At 43.2% G+C, this 11,932-nt stretch carries 11 protein-coding genes; 3 read left to right on the top strand and 8 right to left on the bottom strand.

What is annotated here, in order from left to right:
• Positions 1-43 precede the first annotated feature (43 nt).
• Positions 44-1,168, top strand: a complete 1,125-nt coding sequence (locus tag DEO27_RS16575; protein ID WP_112567902.1) for a glycoside hydrolase family 26 protein — start codon at positions 44-46, stop codon at positions 1,166-1,168.
• A 55-nt stretch (positions 1,169-1,223) separates the two neighbouring features.
• Here the strand turns inward: DEO27_RS16575 and nhaA are convergent, their stop codons facing one another.
• Complete coding sequence (gene nhaA / locus DEO27_RS16570) at positions 1,224-2,525, bottom strand: Na+/H+ antiporter NhaA (protein WP_112567904.1); 1,302 nt, start codon at positions 2,523-2,525, stop codon at positions 1,224-1,226.
• A gap of 34 nt (positions 2,526-2,559) precedes the next feature.
• On the opposite strand from nhaA, the gene DEO27_RS16565 reads away from it, so the two are divergent.
• Positions 2,560-2,910, top strand: coding sequence for a hypothetical protein (locus DEO27_RS16565; protein ID WP_112567906.1), 351 nt, complete (start codon positions 2,560-2,562; stop codon positions 2,908-2,910).
• Here the strand turns inward: DEO27_RS16565 and DEO27_RS16560 are convergent.
• The 3 genes from DEO27_RS16560 to DEO27_RS16550 all read right to left on the bottom strand — a co-directional run bounded on the left by DEO27_RS16560 (position 2,873) and on the right by DEO27_RS16550 (position 5,838).
• Complete coding sequence (locus DEO27_RS16560; RefSeq protein WP_112567908.1) at positions 2,873-4,111, bottom strand: MFS transporter; 1,239 nt, start codon at positions 4,109-4,111, stop codon at positions 2,873-2,875. The genes DEO27_RS16565 and DEO27_RS16560 overlap by 38 nt on opposite strands.
• 197 nt (positions 4,112-4,308) lie before the next feature.
• On the bottom strand, positions 4,309-5,010 hold the full coding sequence (locus DEO27_RS16555; protein ID WP_112567910.1) for a hypothetical protein: 702 nt from the start codon (positions 5,008-5,010) through the stop codon (positions 4,309-4,311).
• Positions 5,011-5,127: 117 nt separating this feature from the next.
• Complete coding sequence (locus DEO27_RS16550) at positions 5,128-5,838, bottom strand: DsbA family protein (RefSeq protein WP_223817969.1); 711 nt, start codon at positions 5,836-5,838, stop codon at positions 5,128-5,130.
• Between the two features lie 210 nt (positions 5,839-6,048).
• Here DEO27_RS16550 and DEO27_RS16545 point away from each other — a divergent pair, with 210 nt between their 5' ends.
• A complete protein-coding gene (locus tag DEO27_RS16545) occupies positions 6,049-7,287 on the top strand; it encodes a DUF3179 domain-containing (seleno)protein (RefSeq protein ID WP_112567914.1) in 1,239 nt (412 codons plus the stop codon).
• 12 nt (positions 7,288-7,299) lie between these two features.
• Here the strand turns inward: DEO27_RS16545 and DEO27_RS16540 are convergent, their stop codons facing one another.
• The 4 genes from DEO27_RS16540 to DEO27_RS16525 form a co-directional block, all read right to left on the bottom strand.
• Positions 7,300-7,593 (bottom strand): hypothetical protein, encoded by a 294-nt coding sequence (locus DEO27_RS16540; RefSeq protein WP_121809395.1) that lies wholly within the window; start codon positions 7,591-7,593, stop codon positions 7,300-7,302.
• A gap of 239 nt (positions 7,594-7,832) precedes the next feature.
• Positions 7,833-8,054: a heavy metal-binding domain-containing protein gene (locus DEO27_RS16535; protein WP_112567918.1), complete on the bottom strand. Its 222-nt coding sequence runs from the start codon at positions 8,052-8,054 to the stop codon at positions 7,833-7,835.
• 3 nt (positions 8,055-8,057) lie between these two features.
• Complete coding sequence (locus DEO27_RS16530) at positions 8,058-9,506, bottom strand: PepSY-associated TM helix domain-containing protein (protein ID WP_112567920.1); 1,449 nt, start codon at positions 9,504-9,506, stop codon at positions 8,058-8,060.
• Between the two features lie 2 nt (positions 9,507-9,508).
• A complete protein-coding gene (locus tag DEO27_RS16525) occupies positions 9,509-11,866 on the bottom strand; it encodes a TonB-dependent receptor (RefSeq protein ID WP_112567922.1) in 2,358 nt (785 codons plus the stop codon).
• Between the last annotated feature and the right edge of the window lie 66 nt (positions 11,867-11,932).

Here is an 11,932-nt window from a genome sequence, read left to right as displayed (position 1 = left end):
TTCAAATGCTGAATCATAAGCATCAATAAGAAGATAAGTGCCAATGAATAGTTTTTTTAAAGGAATAATTATTTTATGCATGCTGGTTAGTAGTTCAACTGTCAATGCGCAACTATTTGAACCTGCTGATAAAAAAGCCACTGCCGAAACCCGGCAGCTTTTCTATAGTATGCAGCGTTTGTTAAACGTGGGTGTCATATTTGGTCATCATGATGATTTGACTTATGGTGTTGGTTGGCGCGATGACGCTGGTCGTTCAGATGTGAAAAGCGTTACCGGATCATACCCGGCGATGTATGGCTGGGACCTGGCCCGGATTGAGCATGATAGTATTCACGATATTAACGGTATTGCTTTTAAACAGCAAAAGCAGTTTGTAAAAGATGTTTACGCGCGTGGAGGTATCAATACTTTCTGTTGGCACCTGGATAACCCTGCCAATGGTAAAACGGCCTGGGATACAACGCAGCATACGGTTAAAGATTTGATTTCTGGTGGTGCGTTTAATAGTGTTTATGTTGCCTGTCTGGATCGGGCTGCAAACTACCTGGCCGATATGAAAGGTTCTGAGGGCGAAGCGATCCCGATAGTGTTCCGCCCCTTTCACGAGCTTACGGGCAATTGGTTTTGGTGGTGCAAAAATACCAGCACGCCCGAGGAGTTTAAAACGCTGTGGCGCTTTACCATCGATTATTTGCGGGATAAAAGGAAATTACACAACCTGCTCATTGTGTTTTCGGCGGCTGATTTTGAATCGGAAGATGAGTTTCTGGAACGCTATCCGGGCGATGCTTATGCCGATTTTATAGGTTTCGATAATTATTGCACACAAAGTGTAGATGGTTACCAAACTAAACTGGATAAACGCCTGGGTATTATTGATGCCATTGCTGCTAAGCATCGTAAAATATCATGCCTGCCCGAAACCGGCTATGAAGGTATTCCCATGGCTAACTGGTGGACAGATGTGTTACTGAAAACCCTCGCTAAACATAAAGTTTCATATGTAATGGCGTGGCGCAACGGAAATGATCATCATTATTATGTGCCTTATCCCGGCCAAACCAGTGCCTATGATTTTATAAAGTTTTATAACAGTCCGCAAACCATTTTTCAAAATCGCATAGCTCCGCTGGGTATTTACGGTAAGCCGAACTGGAAATATTAGTTCATGGTTCATGGATGATGGTTCATAGCAAAAAGAAGGCGTTTTGCTTTTAGCCTTACGCTTTCTGCTTTAAAACAACCAATCCCGATATTCCTGCTAATAATGAAGCTAACAAGATTCCATATTTAGCCTGATCAATCATTTCGGCCTGGTCAAAAGCCAGTGCCGAGATAAACAACGACATGGTAAACCCGACTCCTGCCAATAAAGCCACGCCGGTCATTTGTTTCCATGTTGAACCTGCGGGGAGTTGAGCGCCAAACTTTACCATGAGCCAGGTAAATAACAATACGCCGGTAAACTTACCGGCAAGCAAGCCAATGGTTACACCCATGCTCACCGGATTAATAAGCGACGAAAAAAAGTCATGACCAATCACAATCCCCGCGTTAGCTAAAGCAAAAAGCGGCATAATTACAAAAGCTACCCAGGGGTGCAGTGCATGCTCAATTTTTTGAAGAGGAGTTTCGGCATCAAGACTTAGTTTCTTTATGTTGTCAATCAGATGGTGCTGTTCGGGAGTAATAAGGGTGCTGTTATTGGGTATTTGTTTTTCGAAATCGGTCAGGTATTGTTTTACCGATTGAGCGTAGCTTGCCTCGTTGATGCGGGTGCGCGCGGGTATTGTAAAGGCTACCAGTACACCCGCAATGGTTGCATGAACGCCCGAAAGTAAAAAGGCTATCCAAACTGCAAAACCTATGATAAGGTAAAAGGCCGTACTCCTGATCCCCATTTTATTGCCGATAAGTAGCAGTACCAATAACCAAACTCCAACGGTAAGCGGCATAAGCGCTATGTGGCTGCTATAAAACAGGGCAATAACCAAAACAGCCCCAAGGTCATCGGCTACTGCTAATGCAGACAAGAAAACTTTTACCGACGAGGGAATATGTTTGCCGGACATAGACAATAAGGCCAATGCGAAAGCAATATCGGTAGCCATCGGGATGCCCCAGCCATGGGCCGATGGTTTACCTGCGTTGAAAAGGAAGAAGATCAAAGCAGGTACCAGCATTCCGCCTAAAGCGGCAAACATAGGGAGTGATGCTTTTTTTATAGAGGACAATTCGCCGGCCATAAACTCACGTTTCAGTTCGAGGCCAATCACGAAGAAGAACAAAGCCATGAGGCCGTCGTTGATCCAGAGGTGCAGGGGATGGTCTAAAGCATATTTATCAAAACCTAAGGACAGTTTGAGATCCCAAAGCTCATGATAACTATGCTGAAAAGGCGAGTTTACCCATATAATGGCTACGATAACGCTGATGAAAAGTACTATGCCGCCGGTATGTTCCTGGTTTATGAATTTGCTTACCGGCTGTGTAATTTTATCAATAGGGTAGCTTTGTTTCATAGATGACCTAAAGTAAGAAATTAAGTTTGATTTTTTGGCGAAATGGCCTTTCGGTTATGATCCGGGTAAAACAAAAAACGGCAATAAAGTATTTACCAATAAAATATCAGCTATGAACAACTATCAGCAAAAATGGATAAATACATTGCAAAACGCCCATATACACGGTTGGGAAATAAAGGCGCAGGGAGATGATATTTTTGTAGAGATGCCCCACGTTACCGATCTGAAACTGATCAGGGATAACCTGCCCGAAACGTTGGCGCTGATGGCTTTGGATATTAATTTACCAAAGGAAAGGCTGAAGTTTATTTTTCATAACGGATATGAGCAATTTGAATACCTGCTTAATCCTGCCGCTGAGGATCTGGAACGGGAGGGCTAAAATCAACGGTTGCTGTTTCGTCGGGCAATTTTTCCTGGGTTTTATCCGAATCGATTTTAGCCATGGTTGATACCACAACTACCGAGATTCCCATACAGGCAATCAGGATAAATGAAGCCCTTAGTGTGGCAATACCTGCTATAAAACCAATAACCGGCGGGCCAACTAAAAAGCCCATGAAACCAATGGTCGATACCGCTGCCAAAGCTACTCCCGGCAGCATAGTTTTTGATTTGCCGGCCGCGCTGTAAACCATTGGTACTACTGATGATACACCAGCGCCAACCAGTAAAAAACCCGCCATGGCAGTATAAACATGAGGGAAAGCGACTGCTATCAACAACCCTGTAGCAGTTAACGAACCACTTACCTGCAAGGTGCGTTTCAAGCCAAATTTATGCGCGAACCAGTCGGCAACAAAGCGCCCGCCCGCCATGGTGAACATAAAGGTGGTAAATCCTATACCAACCAATGCCTGCGGAGCAAGTACAACCTTCTTAAAGTAAATCACGCTCCAGTCAAACATAGCCCCTTCGCAAATCATCGAACAGAAAGCTATAATACCTAATTTGATAAGTGATTTATCCGGCATTACAAATACGGGGCCCGCATCAGTCACTTTATCATCTTTCAGGTAACGGGCTGCTACTGCAACACCAATGCCAATCACTACCAGCATTAGTGAAAAATGATGAAATGGGGCAATCCCCTTGGCTATCATAAAAGTGCCTATACCGGCACCGGTAAAACCGGCCAGGCTCCATAAGCCGTGAAAAAATGCCATGATAGGCCGTTGGTAAAGCTGCTCGGTAGCTACAGCCTGCGTATTTACGGCTATGTTTACAGAGTTACTTGCAAAACCAAAGCACAGCAAGCATATGATAAGCTGGAAGGTATTTTGCGCCAGGCCTAAGGTTACCAGTGCTATAGCATAAACAAGTAGAGCACCAATAACCAGTTTTTTACTGCCTATTTTGGTAATGATCCAACCTGAGAAGGGCAGGGAACACATTAACCCAACCGGCAACGCGAATAATACAGCGCCTAAACCGGCTTCGGATAAGCCCATATTTTGCTGAACGGTAGCAATGCGCGATGCCCAGCTTGAAAAACTTAATCCCGCCATAAAAAACATGGCCCCCACGGCAATGCGCAGCGTAAGTTTGTTGATGGTATCTTTTGAATCGGGTAAGTTGTTCATGTTAAAATAGTATCCATAGTGTCATTTTGACACTATGGATAGGCTGCACAAATATAAGGTAATTAATTATACTTTTTACTAAGCTAAATCGTTTTTTACTTTTAGGTGAGTTAAGCGCCCTGTTAAAAGCAAAAGCGGTCATTTTAACCGTTTTAGGGATAAATGACCGCCTCCAGATAATATAGCCTCGGTTTATTTTAGCCTTTTATGTTAAATGAACCAACAATGGTATGCATATCACCAGTACCCAGATCCTTAAATTCAGCTTTAAACGTGCCCACTGCATTCCCTTTGGTAGGGCTTGAATGGTTTAGCGTAGTGAATTTAATTTTACCGCCCCAAAAAGTTCCCGGCGCATCGGCATTTATAGCTGTAATGTCGAAGGTTCCGGCAGATAATGTGTTGGCACCTATTTGAAATATATCTGAGCCATTGCCATTAATGTATGAAATCATAGTAGTTCCGGTAGTAGATATCGGACTTTGATCGATAGACGTGAGCATAGGGCCATTTTTAACAACTGTGGCACCGCCATCAACCCGGTAAGAAATTGTTCCCTGCGCAGCAGCCGGGTAATCAGAACCATCGTCGGCAGTACTGGTTCCTGTGCCAGTTCCCGTGCCTGTCCCGGTACCAGTTCCTGTACCTGTGCCAGTTCCTGTTCCTGTACCGGTTCCAGTTCCAGTACCTGTGCCAGTTCCAGTACCCGTTCCAGTACCCGTTCCAGTACCCGTTCCAGTACCAGTTCCCGTGCCAGTACCAGTCCCTGTATTTGTAGTAGGACTTACATCAATAGCCTTGGTTTCTTTGTCGGGTCCGAGAGGGGGATCGAGTTTGCAGCTGCTTACAGAAGCGGTTATTAAAAGCAGGGTAAATACTTTATAGTAGATTTTTTTCATATACAAAGGGCTAAGCAATAGTTTTAATGCCTTAAATATAAATAGTTTAGCCCTTTGTACGTGTATTTGAAAATATTTGATACAAATATTGTTAAGAAAAGTTTACAACCTTTTCAATTATTCACAGTCTCCATCCGGACTGCATGATTCTCCTTCGATAATATCAAATGCAGCTTTGGGGTTTTCTTGCTGCCAGCCGGCAAAAGCTTTGGTAAGTGTGTCTTTAAAAACCGCTACTTCCTGCGCGCCGGAAACCGCGTATTTTCTGTTCATTACAAAAAACGGAACACCGCGTACGCCTAAGTATTGAGCCTCTGCAATGTCATGTTTTACATCATCGGCATAGCTGTCGGTTTCAAGCGTTAGTTTAATTTCATCGGCGTTGAGGCCTATGGCTGTACCCAGTTCAATAAGGGTTTGGTTGTCATCAATATTGCGGCCTTCAGTAAAATATGCTCTAAATAAAGCCTCTTCAGCAGCATCGCCGAGGCCATGTTTTTTTGCCAGATGAGCCAGCCTGTGCGCGTTAAAACTGTTTGCTACTACCGATTTGCTGAAATCATAGGTAAGGCCGGCCTGAGCCGCCATTTGGGTAACATGATTATTCATCTGTTCGGCATGATCAAGTGTCCAGCCTTTTATATCGGCCAGATATTGATTAATGCTGATGTTGGGGTTGGTTTTAAGATCGGGATTGAGCTGGAAGCTTTTCCATTCAATCTCAATTTGATCCTTTCCGTCCAATCCGGCAAGTGCTTCCTCAAACCTGCGTTTGCCTATATAACAAAACGGGCACATCACGTCCGACCATATTTCTACTTTCATCATTTCTTATTTAGTGTTTAAACAAATTTAATAGCTACAGGTGCTATCCCCGTAAGGGCAAAGTAAAATTTAAAAGCCTCCCCTTAACATCTAATTGTTTTTTTATTTCAGCGATAGTTTTTTGTATTTGTAAATTTTTATAAATTAGGAAATTATAAACCGATTATAAACTTTTTGAGATTAAACCCATTGCTCAAGATTTATTGACTAAGCATGAGATGGAACAGTGCTAAAATATTCTGGATAGGCGTTATCCTGCTGGTAGTGCCGGGTCTTATTCATGCTTACCTGTTAATGCCTTTTCCCGGCAGTCAGGATCTAAATGCCATAACTGTTTGTTATTATCTTGAAAAAATAGTTATGCCCCTGCGCCTGATCGGCATGTTGTTTATTGTTTGGTACCTGTTTAAATTCTACAATAAAAATACCTTTAAACAAAAGGCCGTTAAAGCTGCTGTTTTTGTACTTTGTTTAGGCAGCTTTTACATCACCGATTATATGTATAAAGCCGAAACCATGTTTAAAGAAACAGAAAAAGCTGTTTTTGCAAACGGTTTGAGCAACCATGTGCCACTAAACTACCTGGTGGTTGGTGTAGTAAGTAACGGCGTGGCAAAGGCTTACCCACTCATTTATCTCGGTTATCATCATAAGTTACAGGATGAGGTGGGTAATAAACCTGTATTGGTTACCTACTGTACAATGTGCCGTACCGGCAGGGTTTACAGTCCGCTTATCAACGGAGTGAGGCAAAACTTCAGACTGGTGGGGGCAAGGCATTATAACGCTATTATTGAGGACGAAAGCACAAAAACATGGTGGTATCAGGCTACTGGTAACGCCGCTGTTGGTAAGCTTAAAGGGCAGCAATTAACCGAATTACCCTATGAGCAAATGACGCTTGCTTCGTGGTTACAGAAACATCCCGAAACACTTATTCTGCAGCCTGACAGGTTATATACTGCCGATTATGCCGACTTGAAAAACTATGACCGTGTACAGTTTGTTGATCGCGACAGCACTTTAAAAAATAAAGATTCCCTGATGCGCAAAAGCTGGATTATCGGGGTGATCATCAACGGAAAAGCGAAAGCCTACGACTGGCGCCACATGTATGCCAAACGCCTGCTTAACGACGAATTAAACAAAAGCTCGCTACTTATTGGTATTGAAAAGGATAGCCTAAGCTATCACGCCTGGAATACTTCGGTAAACGGCAAAACGCTTCATTTTAAATTGGACGATAAAGGTATGCTTACCGATGAAGAAACAGCTTCGGTTTGGGATTGGGATGGTTTATGCCTTTCCGGTTTGCAAAAAGGGCAGCGCCTTGCCAAAATACAGGCTTACCAGGAGTACTGGCATTCATGGAAACATTTCCATCCCGGTACTACTTTCTGGAAAGGAGACGAATCGCTGGAGCAAACGGCATCTATTTACCCGCCATTTTAATAAACAGCATTATTAAATAGCTGTCGCTATTTTACTGATATCATCATTGCTGAGCAGGCTATCTTCAGACACATTAGGGTAATACTTATTCAGGATTTTTTGAATAAGCTGATAGCTTTCAATGGATTGAATAGGGGCAGAGGCCAGTTCAGTAATGGTTGAGCCGATGAGCTTAAGCTTTTTAGCCTCGTATTGATTGATCACGAAATCAGAAGTTTTCTTACTGCGACTTTGTTGTATGAGTTCATCAAGTTTCTTGATCTCTTCAACCAAGTCAATAAGTTTTAATACTTCCACCTTTTTCATCAGCGCCAAAATTAATGATTTATTTGTAACAAGGGGTATAACCGCGGATAAGTTGATTTGTTTGTAGGAATGAGACCGGTAAACCGGGTGATTGTTACGAACTTTCAAAAACGCCCAAAAAGCGTCATTGCGAGGTACTAAGCAATCCTCAATATACAGAGCGGCTGTGCAGGTGTCCCTGTACTGCCGGGGATTGCTTCGTGCCTCGCAATGACGAGTTGGAAAAGAATTAAAAGAAATTATTTCTCATCCTCTATAGTATCCCTTTCAACCAAAGCCATGCCGCATTTAGGGCAGGTGCCAGGTTTATCAAAAGTAAGATCGGGGTGCATGGTACAGGTGTACTTACCTTTTTTCTTTACGGTGGCGGTACTGTCGGTTTTGCCGGTGCTTTTAACCGAGCTACTACAGGCGCCAAGTGCAAGGCTGGCTAAAGCCAAAATGATAAAGCTTTTTTTCATTGATTATTTGTTTTTAACGAATGAGGCAAGGCCGAATAATGATACTACCAGCACACCTAAGGCAGCCAGCATACTCACAATGTCACGGATATCCTTACCCGCCCAGGTCATGCCGAAATACTTGTGTAAAAATATAAAAGAAAGCCCCTCGGCCCTGTCAATTCCTGCAACTTTTGTAGCCAGTTTTGACGATGTTGTTTCAATGTACCAATTGCTGCCATCGGCATAGCCCACCCGCTCAACTGGCAGGCGTTTATTGATAAACCCATACTCGTTATCAAACTGCTTTACCTGGCTAACTTTTACCCGGCCATAAAACTTATCAGGATCTTGATGGGTGTGATAATAGGTGCTCAGAAAGCGGGCATAGTCCTCGTCGCCATTAATTTGTTCTTTACCGGTAAAGGTATTGAAATAGGAAATCCGCTTTTTGTTATCGGTTACCTGGTAGTAAGTATTATTATTAAAACTTACTATGGCCAGTCTTTTTACAAGACTATCGGCAATAGGCAGTTGTAAATTTGATATCGCTAACTGTTTCATGTCTATAATCCGCCCGTAATCTGGTTTAGGTGTTTCGGTATTATGCAACTTTACCGCAAGATGAAATGCACCGCTGATCACAAACGTAAACATCACAAAGGAAACGATAATCCCAATTTGCCGGTGATAACGATATACTACGCGTTTATCCTCGCTATCATTTTCTTTACGCTTTTGAGCGATGGATTTAAATTTCTTCCACATTAAACCATAAACAGTGAGGCCGCTAATCAAGGCAAATAACATCACTGTCATGATGATGAGCAACACTACATTCCGGAAAGTATCGCCGCCAATCTCGGCCAAAAACTGCCAGGTATGAAACTGCTCAAACAGCCACAGGAAAACCTTACGGGTATTATTATTGAACGTGCCCATGCGGCTCTGCGAGGTCTCAATGTAAATATCCATCCCATCCGGGCGGTCAAAACTGATTTTCCAGACAGGTAAAAGGCGATTGATGGGCTGGTATTGCCCATCAAAGGTTGTCTGGTAATCTATCTTTTTGATTTTGGATGTCGAATCCTGCGTAAAATAGCGTGCCAGGTAAGTGGCATATAACCTGTCGCCATCTTTTAGCAATACGCCATCATTGGCCGAGTAATAATTGTACACACTATCTTTATCCAAAACCTGGTAATAGGTGTTATGATTAAAATTAACCAGGACAAAATTCCGGATAGCTGTAATGCTGTTTTTATCCAGCACCTGCTGAATGCTTAGTACCGGTTTCATCTGGCTTTGCGGCAATGGTTTAAACACCTCCTCCGCAATAGATGGCCTGAACCAGTTAGACATGAACGGGTGTGAAAGCCCGCTCAATGTCCAGAATATTACCGGGATGAGGGCTATTAAGCCCAACACCCGGTGCCATTTATAAAACTTGCTTTTTACTGCTGCTGATGCCATGATCAATATTTTGAAAATGAATAACTGATGCCAAGGGTATATGTACGCGGCGGCGCGGCGTTATAAGTATCGCCGTATTGGCTGCTGGTTACCGTTGTAGCATAAAGCTTATTGGTTAAATTCAATACATTGAACCAGATGCCCGCACCTTTCAATACGCTGCTTTTTACGTCATAACCTAAACGCAGATTATAGATATCATAACCCGAATAAGTTTTGGTATTGGCTGGGTTGGTAAAATATTGGTTAATGTGCTGCCACTCTGTTGCTATCCTGAAACCGGGCAGGTATTGCGGTTTGTACGTAAGCTCGGAGTTAGCTATCCAGGCCGGAGCATTATTCATGCGTTTGCCATCATAATTGGTTACCGTATTGGCGCCCGTAGTGTAATTGGTGGTTACTTCGCTGTACTCAACGTATGTATGTTTGGCATTGGTGCCACTAAACCTGAAGGTTAGCTCTTTAACAGGGGCTACGGTAAGCGAATATTCGATGCCGCGGTGACGTGTAGCACCGGCGTTTTGGTTTTGGGTGGTGTTATCAGGCAGTAACTGGTTAATGATCTCGTTATGGCCTTCCAGATCAAATATGCTCAGCTCAAAGTATAGCTTTTTGTTAAAGGCCGAGAACCAGCCGCCTGCCTCGTAATTATCAAAAGTAGCTTGTTTAAGTTGTGTAAGCTGACGAGAGCTGTATAAATCGCCGGTTTCTGGTGGTTGGAAACCTACGCTGTAGTTGGCATAAATACCTTTGTTGTTACCAAAGTTATAGGTGATGCCCAGCTTGGGGGCCACAATATTAAAATTGTTGGTTTCCTGCTGTTTGTATTTGGTTTGCCCTGCCGGGATCTCATTGTCAAAATTATAATGAACCCTGTCGTAACGTAAACCGCCTACTATGCGTAAAGCTTCTACAGGCCTAATCTCGTACTGAACGTAAGCAGCTGTGTTGAATAATTTGATCTTGTAATTATCAATGTATCTGCCGGTATTGTTGAAGCTGGTGTAATAGTTGTTGGCTACATCTTTGGTGATATCAAGGTATTGAGCATAGTACGAGCTCGGGCTGTCATCCATATAAACACCACCAATCAACCTTGAGTGCAGGAAATCAAAATCAACACGGTGCTGTGCCAGTAAGCCGTAGCTGTTAAATTTTTGATCGTTCACCTGTCCGTTGCTGCTTTTGTAAACACCGTTGGCATCGCGAACATCAGATATATAATAGCTTGGCAGTTGCGCGGTTGAATTACCGCGGAAAAACAGGGTTACAAAAGTGCTGTTCTTATCATTCCACTGATGATCTAAACGTGTACTGGCACGGAACGATTTTACCTTACGATAAGTAAAGCGCTGGTTTGATCCATAGCTACGGTCATAAAAACGGGCGCTATCTAAACTACCGGGGGTTTGGGTATTAAGATAGTTATATGCAGCCGAGGTTGTGAGCTTGGTTTTGGCGCTGAAGTCGTAAGTAGTTTTGAAGTTGGCCGAATATTTATCAAAATCAGAATAATCCTGCCAGCTATCAGCCTGGTGGGCTACATAGCCACCTAAATACAAGCCAAACTTACCTTGCGTGAAACCACCATCAGCATCTACACGACGGTAATGGTAATTATCACCCTGAACAGAAACATTGCCTGCATAACCGGTAGGCGGTCCCTGGGTAATAAAATTAACCGCGCCGCCGATGGAGTTACTGCCGTAAAGTGATGATGCCGGTCCTTTGATCACCTCGATATCTTTAACCCCCGACATGTTGATCTCGTAAAGCGAGTTATGGTTAAAGATCCCTGTAGGGCGAATAGGTACACCATCTTCCATATACAAATAAAGCGCATTATAAGTAATAGGCTGGCGAATAGCCATGGTATGTTGCTCGTTGCCCAGGTTCACCATGTAAACGCCAGCTACTTTGTTCAGCAACTGGTAAAGGGCTGTGGCTTTGGTATCCTTGATCTGGGTTGAATTAATTTTGCTGATGGCAATAGGAGCGTCTTGCCTTGCCTGCCCTTCACGGCTGGCCGTTACTACAACAGGTTGCAAATCCACAGTTGAAGGCTCTAATGCTACGTCAAGTTTTTGGCCTTTTACGACAGATACTTCAACAATGCGGGCGCTGTATCCCACCATGGCAAATTTGATTTGGGTGATGCCTTGTACATTGATACTGTAATGACCTTTGGCATTGGTCATGCCCAGCTTTTCGCCTGTTTTAGCATCAGTTTTACAGATAGATGCGCCTGCGATGGCCTCATGGGTAATTGCATCTGTAACGGTACCCTGGAGTGTTGTTTGGCCGTAAGTCAGTGTTTTAGTAAGTATAAAAGTTATAAGTAGGATTAAATATCGTTTCATTATATAGTATTACAGGAGTTGCCTCCCGGTGTAAAAAATGGGTAGAGTAGGGTACTATATGTCATT

Source organism: Mucilaginibacter rubeus, assembly GCF_003286415.2.
GTDB lineage: Bacteria > Bacteroidota > Bacteroidia > Sphingobacteriales > Sphingobacteriaceae > Mucilaginibacter > Mucilaginibacter rubeus_A.
Note: the sequence above shows the minus strand (reverse complement) of the source record. Positions and strands in the feature narration are given on the sequence as shown.

Coding starts and splice junctions, on each gene's coding strand:
- DEO27_RS16575 (WP_112567902.1), top strand. CDS start 44: ATGAATAGTTTTTTTAAAGGAATAATTATTTTATGCATGCTGGTTAGT.
- nhaA (WP_112567904.1), bottom strand. CDS start 2,525: ATGAAACAAAGCTACCCTATTGATAAAATTACACAGCCGGTAAGCAAA.
- DEO27_RS16560 (WP_112567908.1), bottom strand. CDS start 4,111: ATGAACAACTTACCCGATTCAAAAGATACCATCAACAAACTTACGCTG.
- DEO27_RS16555 (WP_112567910.1), bottom strand. CDS start 5,010: ATGAAAAAAATCTACTATAAAGTATTTACCCTGCTTTTAATAACCGCT.
- DEO27_RS16550 (WP_223817969.1), bottom strand. CDS start 5,838: ATGATGAAAGTAGAAATATGGTCGGACGTGATGTGCCCGTTTTGTTAT.
- DEO27_RS16545 (WP_112567914.1), top strand. CDS start 6,049: ATGAGATGGAACAGTGCTAAAATATTCTGGATAGGCGTTATCCTGCTG.
- DEO27_RS16540 (WP_121809395.1), bottom strand. CDS start 7,593: ATGAAAAAGGTGGAAGTATTAAAACTTATTGACTTGGTTGAAGAGATC.
- DEO27_RS16535 (WP_112567918.1), bottom strand. CDS start 8,054: ATGAAAAAAAGCTTTATCATTTTGGCTTTAGCCAGCCTTGCACTTGGC.
- DEO27_RS16530 (WP_112567920.1), bottom strand. CDS start 9,506: ATGGCATCAGCAGCAGTAAAAAGCAAGTTTTATAAATGGCACCGGGTG.
- DEO27_RS16525 (WP_112567922.1), bottom strand. CDS start 11,866: ATGAAACGATATTTAATCCTACTTATAACTTTTATACTTACTAAAACA.